This is a genomic window from Nocardia yamanashiensis, from assembly GCF_021183565.1.
GTDB lineage: Bacteria > Actinomycetota > Actinomycetes > Mycobacteriales > Mycobacteriaceae > Nocardia > Nocardia yamanashiensis.
On the sequence record NZ_CP089226.1, the window covers coordinates 8279964 to 8306402 of the forward strand.

At 69.5% G+C, this 26439-nt stretch carries 18 protein-coding genes; 11 read left to right on the forward strand and 7 right to left on the reverse strand.

The annotated features are described in order from the left end of the window. Positions 1 to 4: 4 nt before the first annotated feature. Positions 5 to 817, reverse strand: coding sequence for a formate dehydrogenase accessory sulfurtransferase FdhD (gene fdhD / locus LTV02_RS38285; protein ID WP_233036354.1), 813 nt, complete (start codon positions 815 to 817; stop codon positions 5 to 7). Then, positions 814 to 3114: an FdhF/YdeP family oxidoreductase gene (locus LTV02_RS38290; protein WP_233036355.1), complete on the reverse strand. Its 2301-nt coding sequence runs from the start codon at positions 3112 to 3114 to the stop codon at positions 814 to 816. Before LTV02_RS38290 ends, fdhD begins: the two co-directional genes overlap by 4 nt. Before the next feature lie 310 nt (positions 3115 to 3424). Between LTV02_RS38290 and LTV02_RS38295 the strand changes: the two genes are divergently transcribed. From LTV02_RS38295 to LTV02_RS39445, 4 genes are read left to right on the forward strand one after another with little or no spacing between them, the layout of a single operon-like run. Further along, positions 3425 to 4939, forward strand: a complete 1515-nt coding sequence (locus tag LTV02_RS38295; RefSeq protein WP_233036356.1) for a hypothetical protein — start codon at positions 3425 to 3427, stop codon at positions 4937 to 4939. Further along, positions 4936 to 6183 carry a hypothetical protein gene (locus LTV02_RS38300; protein ID WP_233036357.1) on the forward strand — a complete coding sequence of 416 codons (1248 nt, stop codon included), beginning with the start codon at positions 4936 to 4938 and terminating at the stop codon, positions 6181 to 6183. Before LTV02_RS38295 ends, LTV02_RS38300 begins: the two co-directional genes overlap by 4 nt. After that, positions 6180 to 8852, forward strand: a complete 2673-nt coding sequence (locus LTV02_RS39440; protein WP_269821594.1) for a serine/threonine protein kinase — start codon at positions 6180 to 6182, stop codon at positions 8850 to 8852. Before LTV02_RS38300 ends, LTV02_RS39440 begins: the two co-directional genes overlap by 4 nt. A 31-nt stretch (positions 8853 to 8883) precedes the next feature. Then, on the forward strand, positions 8884 to 11973 hold the full coding sequence (locus LTV02_RS39445; protein ID WP_269821595.1) for an FAD-dependent oxidoreductase: 3090 nt from the start codon (positions 8884 to 8886) through the stop codon (positions 11971 to 11973). On the opposite strand, the gene LTV02_RS38320 is transcribed toward LTV02_RS39445, so the two are convergent. Continuing rightward, a complete protein-coding gene (locus tag LTV02_RS38320; RefSeq protein ID WP_233036358.1) occupies positions 11942 to 13366 on the reverse strand; it encodes an FHA domain-containing protein in 1425 nt (474 codons plus the stop codon). The genes LTV02_RS39445 and LTV02_RS38320 overlap by 32 nt on opposite strands. Before the next feature lie 198 nt (positions 13367 to 13564). On the opposite strand from LTV02_RS38320, the gene LTV02_RS38325 reads away from it, so the two are divergent. Continuing rightward, positions 13565 to 13996, forward strand: coding sequence for a hypothetical protein (locus LTV02_RS38325; RefSeq protein ID WP_157762669.1), 432 nt, complete (start codon positions 13565 to 13567; stop codon positions 13994 to 13996). 62 nt (positions 13997 to 14058) lie between these two features. Beyond that, complete coding sequence (locus LTV02_RS38330) at positions 14059 to 14898, forward strand: patatin-like phospholipase family protein (RefSeq protein WP_233036359.1); 840 nt, start codon at positions 14059 to 14061, stop codon at positions 14896 to 14898. Between the two features lie 265 nt (positions 14899 to 15163). Here the strand turns inward: LTV02_RS38330 and LTV02_RS38335 are convergent, their stop codons facing one another. Together LTV02_RS38335 and LTV02_RS38340 are read right to left on the reverse strand one after the other, a co-directional pair. Further along, positions 15164 to 16714 carry a glycerol-3-phosphate dehydrogenase/oxidase gene (locus LTV02_RS38335; protein WP_233036360.1) on the reverse strand — a complete coding sequence of 517 codons (1551 nt, stop codon included), beginning with the start codon at positions 16712 to 16714 and terminating at the stop codon, positions 15164 to 15166. 111 nt (positions 16715 to 16825) lie between these two features. Then, on the reverse strand, positions 16826 to 17413 hold the full coding sequence (locus tag LTV02_RS38340) for a TetR/AcrR family transcriptional regulator (RefSeq protein ID WP_233036361.1): 588 nt from the start codon (positions 17411 to 17413) through the stop codon (positions 16826 to 16828). Between the two features lie 122 nt (positions 17414 to 17535). Here LTV02_RS38340 and LTV02_RS38345 point away from each other — a divergent pair, with 122 nt between their 5' ends. Together LTV02_RS38345 and LTV02_RS38350 are read left to right on the forward strand one after the other, a co-directional pair. Beyond that, complete coding sequence (locus LTV02_RS38345) at positions 17536 to 19113, forward strand: FAD-binding oxidoreductase (RefSeq protein ID WP_233041894.1); 1578 nt, start codon at positions 17536 to 17538, stop codon at positions 19111 to 19113. Continuing rightward, positions 19110 to 20033, forward strand: a complete 924-nt coding sequence (locus tag LTV02_RS38350) for a diacylglycerol/lipid kinase family protein (RefSeq protein WP_233036362.1) — start codon at positions 19110 to 19112, stop codon at positions 20031 to 20033. Before LTV02_RS38345 ends, LTV02_RS38350 begins: the two co-directional genes overlap by 4 nt. Positions 20034 to 20121: 88 nt before the next feature. On the opposite strand, the gene LTV02_RS38355 is transcribed toward LTV02_RS38350, so the two are convergent. Then, positions 20122 to 20487, reverse strand: a complete 366-nt coding sequence (locus tag LTV02_RS38355) for a hypothetical protein (protein WP_233036363.1) — start codon at positions 20485 to 20487, stop codon at positions 20122 to 20124. 232 nt (positions 20488 to 20719) lie between these two features. Further along, positions 20720 to 21430: an ATP-binding protein gene (locus tag LTV02_RS38360; RefSeq protein ID WP_233036364.1), complete on the reverse strand. Its 711-nt coding sequence runs from the start codon at positions 21428 to 21430 to the stop codon at positions 20720 to 20722. 383 nt (positions 21431 to 21813) lie between these two features. Here LTV02_RS38360 and LTV02_RS38365 point away from each other — a divergent pair, with 383 nt between their 5' ends. From LTV02_RS38365 to LTV02_RS38375, 3 genes are all read left to right on the forward strand, one after another. Next, positions 21814 to 24516 (forward strand): valine--tRNA ligase, encoded by a 2703-nt coding sequence (locus LTV02_RS38365; RefSeq protein ID WP_233036365.1) that lies wholly within the window; start codon positions 21814 to 21816, stop codon positions 24514 to 24516. A gap of 74 nt (positions 24517 to 24590) precedes the next feature. Beyond that, positions 24591 to 25961 carry a bifunctional tetrahydrofolate synthase/dihydrofolate synthase gene (gene folC / locus LTV02_RS38370; RefSeq protein ID WP_067721632.1) on the forward strand — a complete coding sequence of 457 codons (1371 nt, stop codon included), beginning with the start codon at positions 24591 to 24593 and terminating at the stop codon, positions 25959 to 25961. Between the two features lie 70 nt (positions 25962 to 26031). Then, the gene (locus tag LTV02_RS38375) at positions 26032 to 26439 is read left to right on the forward strand and encodes a DUF4233 domain-containing protein (RefSeq protein ID WP_233036366.1); all 408 of its coding nucleotides are present in this window, start codon (positions 26032 to 26034) and stop codon (positions 26437 to 26439) included.

The window sequence follows — 26439 nt, forward strand, 5'->3', positions numbered from 1 at the left end:
CCGTTCAGAGGTTGACGCGGTGCTCGCCCGAGTAGATGTTCATGGTTTCGCCGCGGAGGAAGCCGATCAGGGTGAGGCCGGAGTCGGCGGCGAGGTCTACGGCCAGGGAGCTCGGGGCGGAGACCGCGCCGAGCAGGGGGATGCCGGCCATGACGGCTTTCTGGACGAGTTCGAAGGAGGCGCGCCCGCTGACCATGAGGAGGAGATCGTGGGCGGGGAGGCGGTTTTCGCGTAGGGCCCAGCCGATCAGTTTGTCCACGGCGTTGTGGCGGCCGATGTCCTCGCGTACCGCCAGGGCGGTGCCGTCGGCGGTGAAGAGGGCCGCGGCGTGCAGGCCGCCGGTGGCGTCGAAAACCTGCTGGCGGGAACGGAGTTCGGTGGGGAGCTTGGCGAGTATGTCGAGATCGACCCGCAATCCTTCGGCGGGGAGCGGATACCGGATGCGGGTGCGCACCTCGTCCAAGGCCGTCTTGCCGCAGAGCCCGCACGCGTTGTTGGTGAGGAAGTTGCGCGGTGCGATCTCCACCGGCTTGCGCAGCTGCACGTCCAGCACGTTGTAGGTGTTCTGGCCGTTCTCGTCGGTGCCCGCGCAGTAGCGGGCGGTGACGACGTCCTCGACCGTATCGATGATGCCCTCGGCGTAGAGGAATCCGTGGATGAGGTCGATATCCGCGCCGGGCGTGCGCATGGTGACGGTGAGGGAGCTGCCCGAGGTGCGGATCTCGAGCGGCTCCTCCACGGCCAGCGAATCGGGGCGGGTGATGACGCCGTTCGGGCCGATGCGCAGGGTGCGGCGGCGGGCGGTGACGCGGCTCATGCGGTGTGTACGTGGCGTTCGAGACGGACGGTGACCGCCTTGGAGACCGGCGTGTTGGAGCGGCGCGCCACATGGTCGAGGGGAACCAGCGGGTTGGTCTCCGGGTAGTAGGCGGCGGCATTGCCGCGCGGCGTGGCATAGCCGACCAGGCGGAATCCGGTCACCTTGCGTTCGGTGCCGTCGGTCCATTCGGAGATGACGTCGACCAGATCGTCCTCGGCGAAACCGAGTTCGGCGATGTCCTCCGGGTGGACGAGCACCACGTGGCGGCCGTTGTGAATGCCGCGGTAACGGTCGTCCAGGCCGTAGATGGTGGTGTTGTACTGGTCGTGGCTGCGCAGGGTCTGCAGGATCAGGCGGCCCTCCGGCACGGGCAGCCAGTGCAGATCGTTGACCGCGAAATTGGCCTTGCCGGTGGCGGTCCGGAATTCGCGCGCGTCCCGCGGCGGATGCGGAAGCTGGAAACCGTTGCGGCCCCGCACTTTCGCGTTGTAGTCGGTGCAACCGGGCACCACCCGGGAGATGGCGTCGCGGATCTTGTCGTAGTCGCGGCGGAACTCGGCCCACGGGATCGGATCGCCGGGACCGAACAGGGCCTGCGCCAGCTCGCACACGATGGCGACCTCGCTGCGCAGCTGATCGCTCACCGGGGTCAGGCGGCCGGTGGACAGATGCACCATCGACATCGAGTCCTCCACCGAAACCTGCTGGCGCGCACCGCCTTGCAGATCCTCGTCGGTTCGCCCCAGGGTGGGCAGGATGAGCGCGGTGCGGCCGTGCACCACGTGGCTGCGGTTCAGTTTCGTCGAAACCTGCACGGTCAGTTCGCAATTGCGCAGCGCGGCCTCGGTCACCTCGGTGTCCGGGGTGGCGGAGACGAAATTGCCGCCCATGCCGAAGAACACCTTGCCGCGCCCGTCCCGCATGGCGCGAATGGAATCGACGGTGTCCCAGCCGTGTTCGCGCGGGCTGGTGATGCCGAACTCCTGGTCCAGCGCCGCCAGGAAGGTCTCCGGCATCTTCTCCCAGATGCCCATGGTGCGATCGCCCTGCACATTGGAATGCCCGCGCACCGGGCACACGCCCGCCCCCGGCTTGCCGATCATGCCGCGCGCCAGCAGCAGATTGGTGGCCTCCTCGATGGTGGCCACGCCGTGCACCTGCTGGGTCAAACCCATGGCCCAGCAGATGATCACGGCCTTGGATTCGGTCAGCAGCCACGCGGTGCGGTCCAGATCCGCGCGGGTCAGGCCGGTGGCCTCCTCGACCACGCCGAGATCGACGGCGCGCATCTGCTTCTCGTATTCGGCGAACCCGGCGGTGTGCGCGTCCACGAACGCCCGGTCCACCACCGTGCCCGGGGCGCGATCCTCGGCCTCGAACAGCAGTTTGCCCAGGCCCTGGAACAGCGCCATATCGCCGCCGAGGCGGATCTGCAGGAAGTCGTCGGCGATGCTGATGCCGCCGGTGAAACCCTTCACGGTCTGCGGGTCCTTGAAACCGAGCAGACCGGTCTCGGGCAGCGGGTTCACCGCGATCACCTTGGCGCCGTGGGCTTTCGCCTCGCCGAGGGCGGACAGCATGCGCGGATGATTGGTGCCCGGGTTCTGGCCGGCCACGATGATCAGGTCGGCGTGCTTGAAGTCGTCGATCGTCACCGAGCCCTTGCCGATGCCGATGGAGCTGGTCAAGGCCGCGCCCGAGGATTCGTGGCACATATTGGAACAGTCCGGCAGATTGTTGGTGCCGAAGCGGCGGACCAGCAGCTGGTAGAGGAACGCGGTCTCGTTGGCGGTGCGGCCGGAGGTGTAGAAGACGGCCTCGTCGGGCGATGCCAAGCCGTTCAAGGCCTCGGCGATGAGCCGGTAGGCGTCGTCCCATTCGATGGGGGAGTAGTGGGTGTCGCCGGGGCGCAGCACCATCGGATGGGTGAGGCGGCCCTGCTGCCCCAGCCAGTATCCGGATTTGCCGGCCAGCTCCTCGATCGAATGCGCGGCGAAGAACTCGGGGGTGACGGTGCGCAGCGTGGCTTCCTCGGCCACCGCCTTCGCACCGTTCTCGCAGAACTCGGCCGGGCGACGCATACCGGTCGGTTCGGGCCATGCGCAGCCCGGGCAGTCGAACCCGTGCCGTTGATTCACCCTGGCCAGGGTGCGTGCGGTGCGCACCACGCCCATCTCCTCGACCGCGCGCTCGAGCGCCACGGTCACCGCCTTGACGCCGGCCGCCGCGGTCTTCGGGGCGGTCACGGTCAGCGCGGATTCGTCGATATCGGCTTTCGGCGCGGCACGGTGCATATGCGCCATTGTGCTCCCCGGCCCGGCGTGTCGCGCGACGCCCCACGGTTCGGCGCGGTCCGGTGTGCGGACCGGTATGAACGCCGCCGCCGCGAATCGCGATATACCGGCGATGAACTCGAGTAGCGGGCTACCCACGACCGGCCGGTCGGCCGCATTTAGCGTTCAGGTAACGCCTGGGTGAGAAGCCTGCACACGGGGGAGTGCCGGACTTACCATCGGAACGAGCGAGGTCCGCCGGATGATGACACGTGCACATGATGGTCGGCGTGCCGGCAAGTTTGCCAGGCGTGCGAAATTCCTACGCGGCGTGCGGAGTTCGAGTCTCCTCACCCGCATCGCGGCGATAGCGCTCGCGCTGGGGGTGATCGCCCTGGTCTGCGGGATCGGCGCCGCGAACCCCGACGATTCCGCGACGACCACCCTGACCGACACCGCCGCGCCGTTCGTCATGGCCCAGGCTACCGCCGCCCAAAACGTGCCCGGCACAGGATATTCCACCCCCGCGCCGAACGGATACAACTCCGACGGCGGAGGCAACCGGACCGGCGGCGATTGCAGCGGCTCACCCGACTGCACCGGAACCCGTGACGGCACCGGCAATTCCGGTGGCAAGGGCGGCAACGGCGAACCCGATGGCACGCTGTGCTCGAACGGGACGGTCGTGTACGGGAACCAGACGTGCCCGCAGGTGGAGAAGACCAAGACCTGTTGGGACGGCAGCGTTGTCGCGGCCTCCGCGTCCTGCCCGCCCACGACGAAGACCTGCTGGGACGGGAGCGTCGTGGAAGCGGGCGCGTCCTGCCCGCCGACCACCAAGACCTGCTCGGACGGGAGTGTCGTCGCGGCCGGTGCGACTTGCCCGCCGGTCATTTCGTCGAAGACCTGCCCCGATGGATCGGTCGTGTCGACGAATGCCGCGTGCCCGCCGACCACGAAGACCTGTCCGGACGGGAGCGTGGTCGCTACGCATGCGACCTGCCCGCCGGTGGTTACGTCGAAGACGTGCCCCGACGGGTCGGTGGTGGCCGCGGGCGCGACTTGTCCGCCGGTGGTGACCTCCAAGACCTGTCCGGACGGCAGTGTGGTGGCCACGAATGCGACGTGTCCGCCCATCGTGACATCCAAGAATTGCCAGGATGGGTCGGTAGTGGCTGCGAACGCGACGTGCCCGCCGGTGACGGAGACCTGTCCGAATGGCAGTGCCAAGCCCGCCAACGGGACTTGCCCCGACATCACGACGCCGAATTCCGGGGGCGGTGGAGGCGGCAATGGTGGCGGTAATGGCGGCACCGGATCCGGCGGCGGAGGCGGTAATGGCGGCAGCGGTGGCGGTGGATCCGGCAATGGCGGTGGCGGGACCGGCAACGGCGGCGGGAATCAAGAACAGCCGCAGCCGAATCCGGGCACGTCACAGCCGCAGGGCGGGAGCGGTGGCGGTACGCAGCCGGCCGCGAATACCAGCGCGCTGGAGTTGAATCCCGTCGCGGTGACGCCCGGCACCGATGTGGCCGCCACCGGTCGCGGTTGTGATTCCGGTGCCGCGGTGAAGCTTTCGATCGGCAATGCCGCGGTCGGCGAGACCACGGCGGGTGCGGATGGCACGTTCGGCGCGACGCTGAAGACCGGCGGCACCGAGATCGGCCAGTATCAGGTGACCGCCGAATGCGGTAAGAAGCTGGCCGCCAACCTGGACATCGTCCTGGTGAGTCAGGTCGGTGGCGGCGCCGCCACGGCCACGATCCTGCTCTTCTTCCTGCTCATCGGCGGCTGGTACTACGGCCACCGCCTGGTTTCCCACCTGCCCGCACGGAGCCCCCGATGAATATCACCAAGGTCCTGCGGCTGCTCGGATCGGCCGCCTTCGTCGTATTCCTTTTCACCGCTTTCGTTTCCGCCGGGTTCGGGGCGGGCCCGGCCGCGGCGGCCGGCGGCGTGAGCGCTACCGCCACCATCGACGGCCGGGCATTGACGGGCGCTACCGCGGCGCATCCGGTGCGCCTGGATCCGGGCAAGGTGACGCCGATCGTGATGGAGGTGAAGAACGACACCGGCAAGCCGGTCTCGGTGCGGCGCATCGACTTCACCGGTCACGTACTCGGCTTGAACTTCTTCTCCTATTCCACCTCGGTCGAAATGACCGTCGCCGCGGGCAAAACCGAGAAGCTCACCTACCGTCTCGACCCCGCCGGGCTGGACGGCCAGGCCACCGGATTGATCGGCTCCGACCTCACCCTCATCGGTTCCGACGGTAACGCGGTGACCACCGTGCACACCGTCATCGACGTCCGCGGCTCGCTCTTCTCGGTCTACGGATTGTTCGGCGTCATCCTCGCTGTCCTGACCTGTCTGGCCATCGCCGACGCGGCTTTGTCCGTTGCCCGCCATCGCCTTTCGGCCAACCGGTGGCAGCGCGGCGTCCGCCTGCTGGCGCCCGGCATCGGCCTGGGCCTGATGACCGGTTTCACCGCCTCGGTGGCCCGCTGGTGGGTGCCCGGCACCGGTCTCTGGCTCGCCCTGGCCGGTATCACCGCCACCGTCTTCTTCCTGATCGGTTACCTCTCTCCCACGCCGGGCAGGCCCGACGACCTCGGCCTGGATGCCGAAGACCTGGCCGCCGCAAGGGAACTCGACAGTGGCTCCTTCCGCACCGTCGCCCACCCCATGCGTCCCGGCGGAACACTCACCTTCCCCGATCCGGCCCATCCACCGACCGCCCAGGACCTCGAACCCGCCACCACGGCTTTCGCCGCCACGCCTACGGACGCCCCGACCGTCCATCACCAAACCCCCGGCCCGGTATTCCCCAAGGACCCAGCCGGATTGGACGAGCCCACCATCCGCCACGAACCCCTGGGCGGTCGCGGTCCGGTCGTTCGGGGCGTTCCCGGCGGACCGGGGGTGGGGGACACCACCATCGGGCGGGACAGCGGCGCGAAGTCCTCGCCTGCGTTACCGACCGTGCGGTGGGTTCCGGGTCCGCCCGGGAGCGAAACGGATCCGGATGAGCCCACGATCCGGGACAATCCGGAGGCACGGCGACCACGGCGGGGAGGAGTCGGGGGATGAGTGCGGGGGATGCGGCGGGGAGCGATATCGCGCGCGTGCGTGCGGCGCTGCCCGGGTACGAGGTCGGCGGGCAGGTCGGGCGGGGCGGGTGCGGGGTGGTGCTGGCGGGCGTGCACCGCGGGCTGAACCGGCGCGTGGCCATCAAACGGATACCGGAGCACTTCGTCGGCGACGCCCTGGTGCGGCGGCGGTTCGTGGCCGAGGCGCGGGTGATGGCGGGGCTGGATCATCCGCATGTGGTGCCGGTGTACGACTACATCGAGCACGAGGATCTGTGCCTGCTGGTGCTGGAGTATCTGCCGGGCGGGACGGTCGAGAATCGTTTCATCGCAGCGGGATTCGAGGCGACGGCGGCGGTCGCGGTGGCGCTGTCGTGTGCGGCCGGGCTGGACGCGGCGCACCGCAACGGCATCCTGCATCGCGATGTGAAGCCGTCGAACCTCATGTTCGCGGCCAACGGCACCCTCAAACTCACCGATTTCGGTATCGCCAAGATCGTCGGCGGCGAGGACACCCTGGTCACCCGTGCCGGCGAGATCATCGGCACCCCCTCCTACATCGCTCCCGAACAGGTTCGCGGCCAGCAGCTCTCGCCCGCCACCGACGTCTACGCCCTGGCCACCATGCTCTATCAGCTCCTGTCCGGCACCCTTCCCTTCCCGCCCGGCGAAGACGCCCTCGCCATGCTTTTCGCCCACGCCTACGGCGACCCCGTACCCCTCACCGAAGTGGCCCCCTTCGTCCCCGAGCCCATCGCCGAAGTGGTGATGCGCGGCCTCGCCCCCGACCCCGCCGCCCGCTTCGAAACCGCCGAATCCTTCGGCGTCGCCCTCGCCGAACCGGCCGCCTTCTGCTGGGGCACCGGCTGGCTCACCCCCGTCGGCATCCCCGTGGTCGGCGCGGACACCATCGTCGCCGCCGCCACCGGCGGCTCCCGCCCCCTCACCCCCAGTCCCGCCGGCGCCTGGACTCCACACACACCCCAGCCCGGCAGCGGCCGGTCACCCCTGCACGACCCCGAAGCCCCCACCGGCGGCTCGACCCGAGATTCCCCTACCCCCCAACCTCGCGCCGGCGGTTTCACGGGCGCCCCGACACCGCCTTCCGGCGCGTATCGGGCGCGGCGACCCGGCGATTCGATGCCGGGCGGCCTTACTCCACGACCGACCGGCCCGAATCGGACGCCGCAACCCCATCACGCCCCGGACCCGGCCGCGAATGAACCGACCGTCCGAGCCCCGGGCTCCCGGCCCGGCGCGCCCCCGGAAGACGAATCCGCCTGGAGCAATGCCGAGACCGAAATCAGCCCGGCCACGCCCGGCTGGGCGAATCGGCCCACCGGTACGTCGCCCGGTGCCGGGCCGGACGGACCCGATCAGCGCGGCGAATCAGGTTGGCGCAATGCGGAAACCGTGATGCGTCCGGCTACCCCGGGCCGAGGGTGGCCCACTCCCGGACCGGATGCCGGTCCGGGACAGATTTCCGGGCGGCGTGGGACGGATTCGGTCGGGGGCGGACACGTGGGACGCGCGGGCACGCCCCCGGACGGTCCGCGGAAACCCGTTGCGGGGCAGTCGGGTGCGCGGCCGGGGGCGGCAGGTGAGTTGTCGCGTGGCGGTGCTGGGCCGCGAACTCCGGCTGAGCGTGGATACCCCGGCGCCGTTGGTTCGGGTGGGGCCGGACCGTCCAAACCGGGCGGTGCGGGACGGCATGGCGGACCTGCTGCGGGTGGGACGGCGGCACCCGCTGCGAGCGGTTCGGTGCCTCGAAGGACTTCCGCGGCGTCGGGCTGGGCCGCGGGCTCGCTCGTGCTGGTGCGGCCGCGGCAGCCGATTCGGCATGAGGGGGCTCGGCTGGTGGATGTGGATCGTGGGGATCTGGTGCCGGTGCAGCAGGTGGTGCGGTTGAAGCCGGCTCGGGTGCTGTTGCTGGCGGGGGCGGTTTGTGCGGCGGTGGTCGGGGCTGTGGCGGTGCTGGGGTTGGGTGGGGGTGGGCGAGATGTGCCGCCTGCGGGGATGATTCGGGTGGGTGGGGTGGATCCGGGGGCGGTGAGCCGGGTGGATGTGGATCTGTCGCAGGGGGTGCCGGTCGCTGTTTCGGGGGTGGATGCGGATTCGGTGAAGTTGTCGTGGGATGTGCTGGGGGTGCCGGTCGGGGGTGAGGCAGTGGCTTTGCCGGGTGGGGGCGGGGAGGTCGCGGTGCCTGTGCCGGTGAATCAGTATGTGGTGGCGGGGGATTTGACGGGGGAGCTGACGTTGTCTCGGAATGGGAGCGAGACCTCGTCCTATCGGTTCGGGGTGCATACCGCGCAGAAGTCGCTCACGACGGCTACGGCGTTCGGGGTATTGCTGCTGGTGCTGTTCGCGGGCGCTTATGCCGAATCCAATTCGCGCGCACTGCGGCACGGGCAGGCTCGCTTCGCATCGACCGTTGGGCTGGCGGTGAGTACGGGGCTGCTCGGGATCGCGGCGGTGGGGGCGGCCTGGGTGCTGCTGGGGACCGAGCCGACGGTGGCGGCTCTGATCGTCTGTGCCGCTGTGGGTGTCGGGGCGGGGCTGGCGCTCGCGGCCGGGTTCCGGCGGCTCGGGAAGCGCTATCGGTATGTGAGGGTGCTGCGCCTGCGCGAGGGACTGTCGGCGCTGGCCGGGGGCGGGCGTCCGGGTCGGTGACGGGTCGGGACGTGGAGAGGCAGGCGGGGCTATGGCGGGGCAGCCGCTGATCGAGATCAGGGAATGGGGCCGGCCGGTGCGGCGGCTGGTCCTGGACGGGCCGGTGCTGTTCGGGTGCGGGCGGGGCGGGGAAGTGCTTGCCGATGACGGTGTTTCGCGGCAGCATCTGCGGCTGGTGCCATCGCCCACGGCCTTGTCGGCGGTGGATCTGGGGAGCCGCAACGGGACCACCGTGAACGGGGTGCCGTTGGACGGGCGGCAGGTGCTGGCGACCGGGGATGTGCTGCGGCTGGGGCGTAGCGAGATCATCGTGCTGCGCACGCCGGACCATGAGCCGACCGATTACACCAGTGCCGCAACGAATCTCATGCCGGAATCGGCCGATGCCCCGCCACCGCCGCCAGGCGAGACGGCTCCATCGGCGGCTGTGGTGTGGGGCGAACGGCTGTTGGGCATCGATTCGACCGGGCGGCGGAATCTGTTCCCCGTCTTCACCGAACTGCCCTCGCATATCCCGCTGCGGTTCTGGCAAGGGGTGCGGGTGGGCAGCATGGCCATCTACCTGGCATTGATCGTTGCCTTGCTGGTGCGCCCGGCCGGTGGGCTGTTCGTCATGTTCCAGGTGATCGTCCCCCTGCTCCCGGGCCTGTTCCTGTTCGCACCCGGCCTGTGGCGCAATGTCTGCCCGCTCGCCGCCACCAATCAGCTGCCCCGCCTGCTGGGTTTCACTCGTGCCGCCGCCGCGCCCCGCTGGATCCGCGAGCGCGGATTCCTGCTGGCCGTAGTTCTGTTCTTCGGCATCGCGGGTTCCCGGCTCGCCGGTCTGGACCGCAGCGGCGTCGCGACCGCGGCAGTACTGGCCCTGGTCGCTCTGGCAGCCTTCACCGGCGGAGTCGCGTTCAAGGGCAAGAGCGGTTGGTGCAGCACCATCTGCCCGCTGTTCCCGCTGCAACGTGCGTACGGCCGAACGCCTTTCGTCACCGTCGCCAACAATCACTGCCGCCCCTGCGTCGGTTGCGCCAAGAACTGCTACGACTACAAACCCCGCGCCGCCTACCTCGCCGATCTGGCCGATACCGATCGCGGCTGGAGTGCCCCGCGCAAGCTGTTCGCCGCCGCGCTACCCGGGTTCGTGCTCGGATTCTTCACCGTCACAGGACATCCCGAGGTGTCGATCGTGCAGCGCTACGCGGTGCTCGGCATCGCCATGCTGGCGGCCGTCGGCGTGTACTTCGCCCTGGAGTCCCTGACCGACCTCAGCCCGGCCCTGCTCACGGCGGGGTATTCGGTTGCGGCCCTGGATATCTTCTATTGGTTCGCCGGATCGGTCCTGGCGGGTGCGTTCACCACGGTCACCGGTATCCCCGCGTCCTGGCTGCACTGGTTGATCAGTGGTGCGGTATTCATCGCCACCCTGATCTGGCTGGCGCGTACCCAGATCACCGCCCTCCAATACGCCCAGCACACCGGCACCCGCACCGCTCCCGTCCTGCTGCCGTTCCCGCGCATCCGCCCAGCGTCCCGAAACCTCACCACCGCACCGGCTTCGGTGCTGTTCGAACCCGGACCCACCCGAATCCCCGCCGACCTGGGCATGAGCCTGCTGGACGTCGCCGAACGCGGCGCACTGCCATTGGAGGCGGGCTGCCGGATGGGCGTGTGCGGCGCGGACCCGGTCGCGGTGCTCGGCGGTGCGGAGAACTTGTGTGAGCCGACGCCCGACGAACGGAACACCCTGCGCCGCTTGGGTTTCGCCGACAATACCCGCATGGCCTGCTGTGCGCGGGTGACCGGCGGCGATGTCGAAGTCGCGCTCACGCCGCAGCCGGGCAGCGGAAACACCGACACCCCGGTGCATTTCGATCGATCCCTGGTGAGCGTGGTCGTCGTCGGCAATGGCATCGCCGGTGTCACCGCCGCCGATTTCCTCCGGCGCGGCCACCCGGAGTGCGAAATCCACCTGGTGGGGCGGGAAGCGCACGACTTCTACAACCGCATGGGCATCTCCCGGCTGGTCTACGGCCGATCCGCCATGCAGGGCCTGCATCTGCTGCCCGAGAACTGGTACGAGGAGCACCGCATCACACCGTGGCTCAATACCCTCGCCACCACGCTGGATACCCGGGCGCGGCGAGTTCGGCTCGGCACCGGGGAAGTGCTGCCGTACGACCGGCTGATTCTCGCCATGGGCGCGGGCGCCGCACTGCCCGAGATCGACGGACTGCGCCGCCCGGGCAGTTTCGTGCTCCGCGAGGCGGGCGACGCGCTCCGGATTCGCGCCTACGCCCAGCAGCGCGGGTGCACGCGCGCGGTCGTGGCGGGCGGCGGCCTGCTCGGTCTCGAAGCCGCATTCGCCCTGCACCAGCTGGGACTTCGGGTGACGGTGCTGGAACGCGGCGAGCGCCTGCTGAGCAAGCAGCTCGATCCCCGCTGCTCCGCCATCGTGCTGGGCCATTTCGTCCGGCGGGGGATCGAGGTGCGGCATCGGGCCGAAACCGCCCGGCTGACCGGCGATCCCGGAGTGCGCGCCGCGATCTTGAAGGACGGTACGACCGTGCCGTGCGAGGTGTTCCTGACCGCCACCGGCATCCGCCCCGATATCGAGCTGGCCCGGCGCGCGGGATTGGCGGTGGGACGCGGCATCCTGGTCGACGACCGGATGCGGACCAGCGTGCCGGACGTGTACGCGGCCGGTGATGTGGCCGAGCATCGGGACCGCGTATTGGGGCTGTGGCCGATCGCGGCCGAACAAGCGCAGGCCGCCGCCGTCAATGCGCTCGGCGGTGACCAGGTGCTCAGCGCGGAAACACCGGCCACCATCCTCAAGGGCGTCGGGCTGGAACTGTTCACCATCGGCCGGTCCGAGCCGGGACCGCGCGACCGGGTGATCGTCATCGACCGCCCGTCCGAACACTCGTATCGGCGGCTCATCCTCTCCGGTGAACTCGTGGTCGGCGCGACCGTGCTCGGCCATCACCCCGCGGATGTCGCGGCGGCCCAGCAGGCGGTCCGCGCTCGCCTGCGCGTCTCCCCGTGGTCGCTGGCCGATCTGCACGCCGGCGACTGGTCGGCGCTCACCGGCGAAAACCTCACCGCCGCAATGGTTCCGCCCGGAAGGTGAACACCCGCTCGCCGATCCGCAAGCTCCAGCCGGGCGGCAATTCGGTGGCCTTCTGGCCCACCCGGATCCAATCCTGCGCACCGGGCGCGGCGACGAACGTGCCACCGGGTGTGGAAGCGTCCCGGACCAGCACCTTCCCGGCCTCCACCGACAGATAGGCGTGCACCCGCGACACATGCCGGTCGCGGGGGATCACGATGGGCGAGGCCGCCGCTCGCCGCACCGACTCGTCGATCATCGGATCCCGGCCGAGCACATAGGGCCGGTCCAGCGGATACACCGCGCCCTCCGGTGAACCCAGCACCCCTACCGCGGCGGGCATCGCGCTCGTTTCCGGCGGCGCTTCCTCGGCCGCCGCCGCGCTCGCGTCGAAGGCGGCGGTAGGCGGTTGATCGGCCGGATCCGGACGATCGGCCCGCTTCCCAGGCCGGGCCGAATCATTCTCGCGCTGTGGAGCTTTCGCCCCCTTCCGCATATCCGGAGCGGCCGCGGCAACCGGATCCACTTCGGGAATCACCTGCGTCTCCGGCGCGGAGCCCACCCCGGGCTGGGTCGCCCGGGTGCGCTTGGCCAGCACATCGGCGGCCTCGTTCTTGTCCGTCACGCCATCCTGCGGCCGATCCTCCGCGGCTGCGCGCGATGGCGTGCGCCGCTGCCCACCCGGATGCGCCGGAGACTCCGGCGCCTCACGTCGGACCGGCGGGCCGGGATGGCTGCCTGGCGCGTCAGCGGTGCGAGCGGCCGCGTCGGAGTGAATCCCCGCGTCGGAAGAACGCCGGCGAACCGGTTCGGGACCGGTGGTGGGGGACGTCGATCGGGTGGGCGGGGCCACGTGCATGGTCGAGTCGGGAAGCCCGGCGTCGGGGAGATCGGGCTGCTTCAGGACGCCGGTGGTGGAACTGGGCGCGGTACTGACGCCCCGGGGCGGGGCGAGCACGATGAAACCGCCGGCGGGGACCACGCCGGAGCGCAGATCGGTGTGCGGGATCTCGGTGGTGGCGACACCGTCCGGAGCCACGGTGAGGCGGCGGATCGGGTCGCGGATTATTTCGTCGGCCCAGGTCATGGCACGTTCGCCGGACCATTGGCGGGTGCCTTCGGGGCCGTTGACCAGGGCGCGGATCGGGCCGCGCAGCAACACCAGCAGGCCGCCCGCGGTCGGCGCGATCACCCCGAAATCGGGCGGGTGCGCGGAACCGCCGCTGAACACGGTCGCGGCCAGCCGCTGCGCGATCGCCACCCCGGGATCGCCGGACTTGGCGGCTGTCTCGGCCGCACCGAGAATCCGCTCGGTGGAGGGACTTTCACCGGAGACCAGAATGATCACATTCCCGAATCTGGCGACCAGGCCCTCCCCTCGGACCAGCGTGACTGTGGTCGGAATCCGCCCCATGGGCGCCTCCTTTGCCGGCGCTCACTACGTCGCAGCCCAGCATAGGACGCCCGGCCTGCTCGGCGCAGCGCTCCGCCCCGCGAATCCGACACGGGCGACGGAATTGGGGTAATGCGTAGCGGGATCGGGCGGCGGGGGTGAGGATCGGAAGATCGTGCCGGTGCACCCGGCTCCGGCAGTACGGATTAGGACCGAATCATGATGGGCACGATCATCGGTACCGCGGGCCGCACCACCGGGGCTCGTTCGTTCGCTATCGCCGTGGGACTGGCCGCGGCGGCGCTCACCGTCTCGGCGGGACCGGCCGCCGCCACGGGGACCCGGGTCGGGGTGGAACCGGGGATTTCGTTCGGGTCGGCCACCAATTACGGGACGGGCTGTTCCTACACCGTCAACGGCTATGTGGACGATCCGTCCACGCCGGTGATCTTCTACGACAATGCGGTGCCGTTCGCGTGGGCGTATCCGTCGGGCGGACTGGCGCAGGCGCAGTGGAAGCCGGCCACGACCGGCGCGCATCGGTTGCAGATCTTCCAGCAGAACCGAGCTGGTACCGAGGTGTTCCCGTATGTCGATGTCACGGCCGGTACCGGGCTGAGCACCGGATCGGGCTGCAACGTCTTCGGGTGAGCGTTGTCGGCGGCTCGCGCTAGATTCGGATGACAGGTCTTTCCGAGCGGAGTGGAGCGAGCATGGCGCACGAGCGGGCATTGGTGCTGGGCGGCGGGGGAGTGGCCGGGATCGCTTGGGAGACCGGCATTGTCGTGGGCCTGGCGGATGCCGGTGTCGATGTCCGCGGTGCGGATCTGCTGCTCGGCACCTCGGCGGGCTCGAATGTGGCGGTGCAGTTGAGCAGTGGGCTGAGCTTCGCCGAATTGTTCGCGCGCCAGGTCGATCCGGCTTTGCAGAGCCATGAGATCGTGCCGCCCGGTGATCCGCTCACCCTGATGGTCGCGGTGTGGAGCGCCATCGCCGAACAGGCGCCGGGCGATCCGGTCGAGATCAGCCGTCGGCTGGCCGCGGCGGCCCTGGATGCCGACACCATCCCGGAGGCCCAGCGTCGCGCCGTCATCGAATCCCGCCTGCCCATTCATGATTGGCCGGATCGCGACCTGCTGGTCATCGCCGTGGACGCTGCCGACGGCGCGGCCCGGGCCTTCGATCGCAACTCCGGCGTCGCGTTGATCGACGCCGTGGCGGCCAGTTCCGCCGTCCCGATGGTCTGGCCGCCGGTGTCGCTGGAGGGCACCCGGTATGTGGACGGCGGCGTCCGGACCTCGACGAACTCGGATTACGCCACCGGTGCGGCGCGCATCCTCATCATCGCGGCCAATCCGGATGTGTTCCTGGAGGGTGAGGTGGCGGCGCTGCGTGAGGGCGGCTCTCGGGTGGAGGTGATCCGTCCCGACGAACCCTCTCTGGCGTCGTTCGGCACCAATCCATTGGACACGGTCACTCGTGTCCCGGCCGCCGAATGTGGTCGCGCCCAGGGCAAGTCCGAGGCGGCTCGTATTGCTGCCTTGTGGGCGTAACCAGGGATTTGACGGAATAGTGGGGTCGCCTCGCCTGGCGTCCCCGACTGTGGTCCCCCTGGTGGGAGCCGTTGCCTCGCCTTCCGGCGTCGTTCCGGCCGTTGTCGCCTTTCGAGCCGAGGTACCGGGGGATTGGGTTGAGTGGCACATGAGTGAGGGGGTCGGCGGGGTGTTGCCTCGCTCATGTGCCGTTGATCATGGGAGAGGCACTTTCCCGGGTTGGTGTTTCACTTTGAGGTGATGGTCGGGGGAGTGGGGTCGTTAGTCAGTGGCTGGTCGTGGTGAAAGGTGCCTCGGCTGCGGGGGTGGCGGCGGCGCGGTCGGCGGGGACCAGGCCGATTCGGGTGCGGCGGTCGAGGAGGTCGTCGGGGTCGAGGGCGCCTTCGTAGTTGACGGCGAAGGTGAATTCGGCTGCGGTTACATCGATTCCGGGGGCTACGGGGGTGGCCAGGTCGGGGTTTTCCGCCGCTAGGGCCTGGATCGTGGCGGCTTCGCTGCCGTAGCGCTCGATCAGGCGGGTGGGGGCTTGGATGCGGTCGCGGGCTGCGCCGGAGACCGCGCCCACCAGGGGGAGATCGCGGGTGCGGCAGACGGCGGCGGGGAGGTTCGCGTGGGCGATGGCGGCGTCGACGGTGTCTTCGGCCATTTTGCGGTAGGTGGTGAGTTTGCCGCCGACGACGGTGATCACGCCGGTGGGGGAGGTCAGGACGGCGTGTTCGCGGGAGATGTCGGCGGTGCTGTCGGCGCCGGTGCGCAGGAGCGGGCGCAGGCCCGCGAAGGTGCCTCGGATGTCATTGCGGGTCAGCGGTTCTCGCAGCACCGTGTTGACCGTGTCCAGGAGGAAGTCGATTTCGGCGTCGGTGGCGTGCGGGACGTCGGGGACCGGGCCGGGGGCTTCCTCGTCGGTCAGGCCCAGGTAGACGCGGTTGTGCGCGGCGGGGAAAGCGAAGACGAAGCGGCTGGTGCTGCCGGGGATGGGGACCGTCAGGGAGGCGGAGAGGCCACCGAAGGCCGCGGCGTCGAAGACCAGGTGGGTGCCTCGGGACGGGCGCAGTTCGATGCTGGGGTCGACCTGGTCGGCCCAGACGCCGGTGGCATTGATGACGGAACGGGCTGTGACGGTGAGGGTTTCGCCGGTCAGGCGATCGGTGAGGTGGGCGGTGGTGCCGGTTACGTCGGTGGCTTCCACACGGGTGAGGACGGCGGCGCCGTGCGCGGCCGCGGTGCGGGCGATGGCCACCACCAGGCGGGCGTCGTCGACCAGCTGGCCGTCCCACGCGATCAGGCCGCCGCGCAAGCCGTTTCGGCGCACGGTCGGTGCGTAGCGCAGGGCTTCCGCGGCGGCTACCCGGCGGGAGCGAGGGAGCACCGAGGCCGAGGTGCCCGCGGTGCGGCGGAGGACGTCGCCGGCGAGGAAGCCGGTGCGGACCAGAAGTTTCTGCGCGGCGCCGACATTCGGAAGCAGCGGCACCACCTGCGGGAGGGCGCGAGTCAGATGGGGCGCGGTGCGGGTGAGCAGGATGTCGCGTTCCACCGCGCTCTCGTGGGCGATGCCGACGCCGCCGCTGGCCAGGTAGCGCAGGCCGCCGTGCACCAGCTTGGAACTCCAGCGGCTGGTGCCGAACGCCAGGTCGTGCTTCTCCACCAGGACAGTGCGCAGGCCGCGCGAGGCGGCGTCCAGGGCCACGCCTACGCCGGTGATACCGCCGCCGATCACCAGCACATCGACGGCCTGGCCATCGCCGAGCGCGCTCAGTTCCCGCTGTCGCCGTGCGCGATTCAATGCCGAATTGGGCTGGGCCGAATTACCGGTCATGGCAAGACCTTTCGATGAGCGGGGTGGAAGCAGGTGGAGAGCGGTCGTTGGCGGGCGTGAGCCGGGAGTCGTGGCATGAGGACAACGGCGGCGAGCCGGGTGGTGCGACGCCTACTGCGTTGTCGCAGGGGGCATCAGGTAGGCGTCGACGGCATGCGCGAGCTCGATATCCAGGTGCTCCGCGTCCAGCCAATCCGCCACCGTGCCGGCCGATTGCACCGCCGATTGCGTGATCAGCAGCAGCATGGTGGCCATGTGGCGGGGATCGCCGGCGCGAATCGACCCGTCGCGCTGGCCTTCCTGGATGACAGTGGTGAACAGGGTGATGAGCTTGCGCTGGTTGCGGCCCAGGCGTTCGAACACGTAGGTGAGCATGAGATCGGTGTCGGCACGGAAGATCTTGCCGAACACCGGATTCGCGCGCATCCGAGCCGAAGCCTCGGTGACCGCGGTGACCAGGCGGGCACGGCTGGGGCCCGTCGCGGGGACCGCTGCCCAGACGATCTCGCGCAGCTCCAGCACCAGCAGGTCTGCCACCAGGGCCCCGGTGTGCGACCAGCGGCGGTACACGGTGGGGCGGCTGACGCCGGCCCGCTTGGCCACTTCGGTGAGGGTGGTGCGCTTCACGCCGAACTCGATCACGGCTTCGCGCGCTGCCTTCAGGATCGCCTGATCGACGCCGGACAATGGTTCGGTCATTGGCTCACCACCTAGCTTCTCGTTACTACTTGACATTCTATGTCAGACTGTAACGCATGGTCGAAGAACGAGCAGCAGCCACATCGGCGGAAAACCCGGGCGAGCCGCAGGTCCGCGCGAGTATGGTGTGGGACGCCTGGGGCTCCCCGTCCGGACACAAACCGTTGCCGGACAAGATTCGGGGACTGCTCGCGCAGGTATTCGGGGTGTCCGGGGAACCGGTGACCCGTCGCGATGAGGGCGACGTGCCGCTGCGTGACTCCGCGCTCACGCCGGACCAGCATGCCGGGCTCGACGCGGTGGTCGGAGCGGAGCACGTCTCGATCGGCCACCGCGATCGGCTGCTTCGCGCGGGCGGTAAATCCACCCCGGACCTGTTGCGCCGCCGGGCCGATGGAACGCAGGACGCGCCCGACGCCGTCGTCTTCCCCGCCGATCACGCCGAAGTGCTTGCGCTACTGCAGTATTGCTCCGCCAACCGCATCGCGGTGGTTCCGTTCGGCGGCGGCACCAGCGTCGTCGGCGGGCTCGATCCGGTGCGCGGCGCGTTCGACGCCGTCATCGCCATCGATCTGGGACGGTTGAACGACCTCACCGAAATGGATCCGATCAGCGGCACCGCCACCCTCGGCGCGGGGCTGTCCGGCCCGCAGGCCGAGGAACTCCTTGGCAAGCAGGGCTTTTCGCTCGGGCACTTCCCGCAGAGTTTCGAATTCGCCACCATCGGCGGATTCGCCGCCACCCGATCCTCCGGGCAGGCCTCGGCAGGCTACGGCCGCTTCGACGACATGATCGAGCGCCTCCGAATCGCCACGCCCACCGGCACTCTCGACCTGGGCCGCGCGCCCGCCTCCGCCGCCGGACCCGATCTGCGCGAGCTGTTCTCCGGATCGGAAGGCACCCTCGGCATCATCACCGAGGTCACCCTGCGCGTGCACCCGGTCCCCGAAACCACCGCCTACCAGGCCTGGTCGTTCCCCGACTTCGCCACCGGCGCGAACGCGCTGCGCACCGTCATCCAGACCGGCGCGGCCCCGACCGTCATGCGACTGTCCGACGAAGCCGAAACCGGGCTCAACCTGGCCCGCGCCGGAGACGTCGGCGGCGCGACCGTCGGCGGCTGCCTGGCCGTCACCACCTTCGAGGGCACCGCCGCGCACGTGGCCGCCCGCAGCGCCGAAGCGCACGCGCTGCTGCTGGCCGCCGGCGGCACCGCACTGGGCGAACAGCCGGCCGCCGAGTGGGAGCACGGCCGGTTCTCCGCGCCGTACCTGCGGGACGCGCTGCTGGACGTCGGGATTCTCTGCGAAACCCTCGAAACCGCGACCAGCTGGTCAAATCTGGCCAACCTGAAGGCGAAAGTGACCGCCGCGCTGGTCGATTCGCTCACCGAGGGCGGGGCGCCGGCGCTGGTCATGTGCCATATCTCGCACACCTATCCGACCGGGGCGTCGCTGTACTTCACCATCGTCGCCAAGCAGGGCGCGGATCCGATCGCGCAGTGGGCGCGGGCGAAGCGGGCCGCGGGCGATGCCATCGTGGCGGCGTCCGGGACCATCACCCACCACCACGCCATCGGCGCGGATCATCGGCCGTGGATGACCGACGAGATCGGCGACCTCGGCGTCCAGGTGTTGCGGGCGGTGAAAAACGCGGTCGACCCCGCGGGCATCCTCAATCCTGGGAAGCTCATCCCGTGAGAAAGATTCGCTCCGTCGCGCTGGTGACGAACCCGCTGTCCGGGCAGGGCAAGGGCGCGCAGGTCGCGATCGCGGCGGCCGACGCCTTCGCCGCGCGGGACGTGGAAGTCACCGAACTGCGCGGTGATTCGGCCGCCGACACCATCCGCCTGGTGCGGGAAGCGCTCACCGATCCGTACGCCCGGCCCGACGCGGTAGTGGCGGCGGGCGGCGACGGACTGGTCTGCGTGGTGTTGCAGGGACTCGTCGGCAAGGATGTGCCGCTCGGGCTGATTCCCGGCGGCACCGGCAATGACCTGGCCCGCCAGCTCGGCATCCCGGACGACACCGCCGCCGCGGTCGATACGGTGTTGCGCGGGAAGACCCGCACCATCGACCTGGGCACGGTGCAGGCGCAGGACGCGACCGAGCCCATGTGGTTCGCGACCGTCACCGGCACCGGGCTCGACGCCCGAGTCACCTTGCGCGCCAACCATATGCGCTGGCCCAAGGGCCCGCTGCGCTACACCCTGGCCGCGGTCATCGAACTCGCGGGCAAGCTGGCCGTGCCCTACAAGATCGAGCTGCACGGTTCGCCGGACCACCCGGACGGCACCGTCATCGAACTGGACGCCGTCATGGTCGCCGTCGGCAACACCAAGACCTATGGCGGCGGCATGCTCATCACCCCCGACGCCGAACTCGACGACGGCCTCCTGGACCTGACCGTGGTCGGCGCCATGCCGCGCCTGGACATGCTCAAACTCCTCCCGGCGCTGTCGGCGGGCAAACGCATCGAGCATCCCGCCACCGTCCAATACCGCGCCTCCACGATCACCCTGACCGCCCCGAACGCCCCGGCCACCGCCGACGGCGACCCGGCCGGCCACCTCCCCGCCACCTTCGAAGCGCACCGCGCAGCATTGGAAGTACTCGTCTAGCCGACAGCCCCACCGAATGGCGCCCCGCACCGGGAAGGTGCGGGGCGCTTGGCATTTCGGACCGGCCGCAGTGGAACGGCCGCGGGGCTCACCAGTCCTGGAGCAGGACAACGCCTTCCGAATCGACGATCAGGTCGACCGCGCCGCCCGGGCGATCGGCGGCCTCGGCCACGATATCGCGCAGGCCCGCGTACACGTTGTAATCGTCCTGGGGGAGTTTGGAATCGGGCTGCACGCCCACCGTGACCAGGCCGGTGGGGGCGTAGCGGTCGGCGAGGGCGGGAATCGGGCTGTCGGCGAGGGCGCGGGTTTCACCGGGGGACAGTTCCACTCCGGCGGCTCCGGCCTGCGGGATGACGAACGGCGTTGCGGCGGAGGCGGTTCCGGCGGCGATGGCTCCGGCGATGGCGGCCCCGGCGAGCGCGGCGGTGACGGTAATGGTTCGAACGCGCATGGTGACTCTCTTTCCGGGGGAGGGACGGTGGTGTCCCTGGAGGAGTTGTCGGGTACTGCGTCGGAACTGAGGACGACTGGCGCCAGCCGGATAGCCAGAACACATCACCGCAGGTAGGGCTGGCAAGGGTATTGCGGCTCAGCTCACGCGGGTGTGGCGGTGTGGGTTCGCACACGCCCGCTGACCGGGCGAATCGGACACGGCTTCCGATCGCCCGGTGGTGAGCGACCGCTCAGGCCGCGAAGGAGACCGCGCGCAGTTCACGCACCGCCGCCCGATCCAGGATCACCACCGACTCGGGTGCGGGGTGCGGCTTCACGCCGGCGGCGGCCCGGTCGACCAGCCGCTGCCAGCGCAGATAGTGCAGCCGGAAGCTGATCCGCCCGACCTCCCGTCCGCGTGACACCTGTCCGGCCAGGGCGTGCGCGGCGGGGGCATCGATCATGACCAGATGCACGGTCCGCCCGCCGGTGCGCGCCCAGGCCGCCACCAGGCGCCGCACCCATTGCCGGGTGCCGCAGTCGTGGATGACGACCGGTCCGTCCGCCCGGTGCAGCGCGCGGCGAATCCGCAGATAGTGCGTGAGGTGCACGATCGGCAGCAGTAGTGGATACGGCACCCGGGTGAGCCGCCGCTGCCACCAGTTCCGGGAGTGCTGTGAATCCAACAGCACCGCACCGTGCCTGCTCACGGTGGGCGTCATGCTCTCCGGAGTGAGCCCGAACAGTTTGCGCAGCGCCGTGCTCTTACCCGCGCCCGGCACCCCCGAGAAGATCACGGCCGCGGTCGCGGGGTAGCGCAGCTCGCAGACGGTATCGCCGCGTAGGTCGTGCACCCGGCGCGGGGTGACCACGCGCGTTCCGGTGCGGCGGGACGGCAGGCGGTGCGGGCGGAAGCGGGTGACGGCGGCGGGGGCGGATCCGGAGTCGAGCGGGGGGTTCACCTTTTCCAGGATTGGCTGCGAAATCGCTTCCGGCAACCGGGATTTCCCTGAGTTTTCACTGAAATCCCCCTGGCGCGGGGTTGCGGCGGTCCCCGCCGATGTCCAACTTGCCGACCGACCGGGATGAAAACTGTGCAATCGCACTGTGAATCAAGGAAATACACTGGTCGAACGCAACGTCCATGCAACGAAAAATGGCTTACGCTGGCCCATTTGGGTCAGAACCTGAGAATTGCTTATGGATTCGCCGCCTCCGCCCGAAACCCCGGTAGGCTGAATCACGAGGGCGGGGCTTTCGGTGTCCCTCATCCGCCGAAAGCCCCGCTCTTCGGCTATCCAAAACCCGGTAGAGGTGGCAGAATCCCGCCCCTTAGAATCGCCAGGTGACCAGCGCAGCCTCTGAGAACCCACGCAATCGTGCCGATGCCCTCCCCAAGTCCTGGAATCCCGGTGACGTCGAGGCCGACCTGTACGAGCAGTGGGTAGCCGCCGGTTACTTCACCGCCGACGCATCCAGCGACAAGCCGCCGTACTCGATCGTGCTGCCGCCGCCGAACGTCACCGGCACCCTGCACATGGGCCACGCCCTCGACCACACCCTCATGGACCTGCTCACCCGCCGCAAGCGCATGCAGGGCTACGAGGTGCTGTGGCTGCCCGGTATGGATCACGCCGGCATCGCCACCCAGACCGTGGTGGAGAAGCAGCTCGCCGTCGACGGCAAGACCAAGGAAGACTTCGGCCGCGAACTGTTCGTCGACAAGGTCTGGGACTGGAAGCGCGAGAGCGGCGGCCAGATCCAGGGCCAGATGCGCCGCCTCGGCGACGGCGTCGACTGGAGTCGCGACCGCTTCACCATGGACGACGGGCTCTCGCGCGCCGTGCAGACCATCTTCAAACGGCTCTACGACGCGGGGCTCATCTACCGCGCCGAGCGGCTGGTGAACTGGTCGCCGGTGCTACAGACCGGCATCTCCGATCTCGAGGTGGATCACAAGGAGGTGGACGGCGAACTGGTGTCCATGCGCTTCGGGTCGATGAACGACGACGAACCGCACGTGATCGTCGCCACCACCCGCGTGGAGACCATGCTCGGTGACACCGCGGTCGCGGTGCACCCGGACGACGAGCGGTACAAGGCGCTCATCGGCACCACCGTCTACCACCCGATCACCGGTCGCCAGATCCCGATCGTGGCCGACGACTACGTCGATCCCGAATTCGGTTCCGGCGCAGTGAAGATCACCCCCGCGCACGACCCCAACGACTTCGAGCTCGGCCTGCGCCACGGCCTGCCCATGCCGACCATCATGGACAAGACCGGCAAGATCGCCGACAGCGGAACCGAATTCGACGGTATGGACCGGTTCGAGGCGCGGCTGAAGATCCGCGAGCGCCTGGAAGCCGAAGGCCGCATCGTCGACCGCAAGTTCCCGTACAAGCACCAGGTCGGGCACTCCGAGCGCTCCGGCGAGCCCATCGAGCCGCGACTGTCCATGCAGTGGTGGGTGAAGGTCGAGGGCATCGCCAAGGCCGCGGGCGACGCCGTCCGCAACGGCGACGTCGTCATCCACCCGCCGAGCCAGGAACCGCGCTGGTTCGAATGGGTCGACAACATGCACGACTGGAACATCTCCCGCCAGCTGTGGTGGGGTCACCGCATCCCGATCTGGTACGGCCCCGAGGGCGAGATCGTGTGCGTGGGCCCGGACGAGCAGGCCCCCGAGGGTTACGTGCAGGACCCGGACGTGCTCGACACCTGGTTCTCCTCCGGCCTGTGGCCCTTCTCCACCATGGGCTGGCCGGACGCCACGCCCGAACTGGCCAAGTTCTATCCGACCAGCGTGCTCGTCACCGGCTACGACATCCTGTTCTTCTGGGTGGCGCGCATGATGATGTTCGGCATGTTCGTCTCCGACGACGCCGTGCTGACCGCGGGCAAGGATCCGCAGCAGAAGCAGGTGCCGTTCCGGGATGTGTTCCTGCACGGGCTGATTCGCGACGAACACGGCAAGAAGATGTCCAAGTCGCGCGGCAACGGCATCGATCCGCTGGACTGGATCAACGAATACGGCGCGGACGCAACGCGATTCACCCTCGCGCGCGGTGCGCAGCCGGGCGGCGACCTGTCGGTGGGCACCTCGCACGTGACCGCGTCGCGCAGCTTCGTCACGAAACTGTTCAACGCCACCAAGTTCGCGCTCATGAACGGTGCGCGGCCGGGCGAACTGCCCGCGCGCGACACCCTCACCGACACCGACCGCTGGATTCTCGATCGCCTCGACGAGGTGGTGGCGGAAGTGGATTCGGCGCTCGACCGGTACGAGTTCAGCAAGGCCCTGGAGGGCCTCTACCACTTCGCGTGGGACGAATTCTGCAGCTGGTACCTGGAATTGGCGAAGGTGCAGTTCGCCGAATCCGAGGAACGCGCCGACTCCACCCGCATCGTGCTCGGCAATGTGCTCGACGCCGTGCTGCGGCTGCTGCACCCGGCCATCCCGTTCGTCACCGAATCGCTGTGGCGCGCACTGACCGACGGCGCGGCGGGCGAATCCATCGTCGTCGCGGCCTGGCCGCAGGCCTCCGGCGCGACCGCCGACGCCGACGCCGCCCGGCGCATCGCCGACACCCAGAAGCTGATCACCGAGATCCGCCGCTTCCGCTCCGACCAGGGCCTGGCCGATTCGCAGAAGGTGGCCGCCAAGCTGATCGGCATCGACGCCGCCGAACTGCTCGATCAGCAGACCTCCATCGCCAACCTGGCCAAGCTCACCGCGGCCGGCGCCGACTTCGCCGCCACCGCCTCGCTCGAGGTCCGGCTCACCAATGCCACGGTGACCGTCGAGATCGACACCTCCGGGACCGTCGACCTCGACGCCGAACGCCGCCGCCTGGAGAAGGACCTGGCCGCCGCGCAGAAGGAGCTCACGAGCACCACCGGCAAGCTCGGCAACCAGGGATTCCTGGCCAAGGCGCCCGACGAGGTGGTCGAGAAGATCAAGGCGCGCAAGGAGATCGCCGAGACCGATGTCGAGCGGATCACCGCGCGGCTCGCGGAAATCGCGAAGCTGGCGGAAGCCAAGTGAGCGGCGACGAGCGCCGGTACGCCGAGGAGGGGCAGCCGCTGACCAGCGGCACCTCCCCGGTCGACCTCGCCGAAATGGCCCTGGTCGAGGCCGAACTCGACCAGCGCTGGCCGGAAACCAAGATCGAGCCGTCGCTCACCCGGATCGCGACGCTGATGGACCTGCTCGGCTCGCCGCAGCAGGGGTACCCGGCGATTCACATCGCGGGCACGAACGGCAAGACCTCGGTCACCCGCATGATCGACTCGCTGCTCACCGCGCTGCACCGGCGCACCGGGCGCATCACCAGCCCGCACCTGCAGCTGGCCACCGAGCGGATCGCCATCGACAACGCACCCATCACGCCGGGGCGCTACGTCGAAACCTTTCGGGAGATCCAGCCGTTCGTCGAGATGATCGACGAACGGTCCAAGGCGGCGGGCGGACCGGCCATGAGCAAGTTCGAGGTGCTCACCGCCATGGCGTACGCGGCCTTCGCCGAAGCGCCGGTGGACGTCGCGGTCGTGGAGACCGGGATGGGCGGGCGCTGGGACGCCACGAACGTGATCGACGGGCAGGTCGCCGTCATCACCCCGATCGGCCTGGACCACACCGACTTCCTCGGCCCCGACCTCACCTCCATCGCGGGGGAGAAGGCCGGAATCATCAAGAAGGCCGTGGACGACGGGCTGGTGCCGCGCGACACCGTCGCCGTGATCGCCCAGCAGGAACCCGAAGTCATGGACGTGCTGCTGCGCCGGGCTGTCGAGGTCGACGCCGCCGTCGCGCGCGAAGGCTCGGAATTCCAGGTGCTGGCGCGGCGCACCGCCGTCGGCGGACAGGTGCTGGAACTGCAGGGCCTGGGCGGGGTGTACGACGACATCTTCCTGCCGCTGCACGGTGAACATCAGGCCCGCAACGCGGTGCTGGCGCTCGCCGCGGTCGAGGCGTTCTTCGGGGCGGGGTCCTCGCGGCAGCTCGATATCGATGCCGTGCGAGCCGGATTCGCGAACGCCGTCAGCCCGGGGCGAATGGAGCGGATGCGCAGCGCGCCGACCATCTTCCTGGACGCGGCCCACAATCCGCAGGGCGCACAGGCTTTGGCGGCCACCCTGACCAGCGAATTCGACTTCCGCAAACTGGTCGGCGTGATCGCGGTGCTGGCGGACAAGGACGCCGGTGGCATCCTGGACGCATTGGAACCGGTCTTCGACGAGATCGTGGTCACCGAGAACGGTTCCCCCCGAGCGCTACCCGTGGACGATCTGGCCAACCTGGCGGTGCAGCGGTTCGGTGACGAACGCGTGGCCGTGGCACACGACCTCGCCGACGCCATCGAGACCGCCATCCATCTCGCCGAAGACGGCGACGACGGTGAACTGGTCTCCGGCGCGGGCATCGTGATCACCGGATCGGTCGTCACCGCCGGGGCGGCCCGCAGCCTGTTCGGAAAGGACCCAGCGTGAGCGGTCAGGCGCGAAGGAGGCAGCGCAGCGTAACCACGCAGCGCCCCGCTCACGCTCGAAAGGACACAGCATGACCTCCGACGCCACGCCCGAGGTGCCCGCGCCCGCCACCGATCCGTGGAAGGGTCTGCGCGGCGTCATGGCCGGGTCCCTCGTGCTGGAGGCGATCACCGTGCTGCTCGCGCTGCCGGTGGTCGCGCAGGTCGGCGGCGGACTGCGCTGGTGGTCGGTGCTGTACCTGGTCGGGCTGGCCGTGATCATGTTCCTGGGCGCCAGCGTACAGCGGAAGCCGTGGGCGCTCTGGTTCAACCTCGGACTCCAGTTCGCGCTGCTCGCAGGCGGATTCATCCATATCTCGATCCTGGTGATCGCCGTGGTGTTCCTCGCCGTGTGGCTGTTCATCCTGGTGCTGCGCGCCGACGTCAAGAAGAAGATGGACGCGGGCGCGCTGCCCAGCCAGCGGATGACCGAAGCCTGA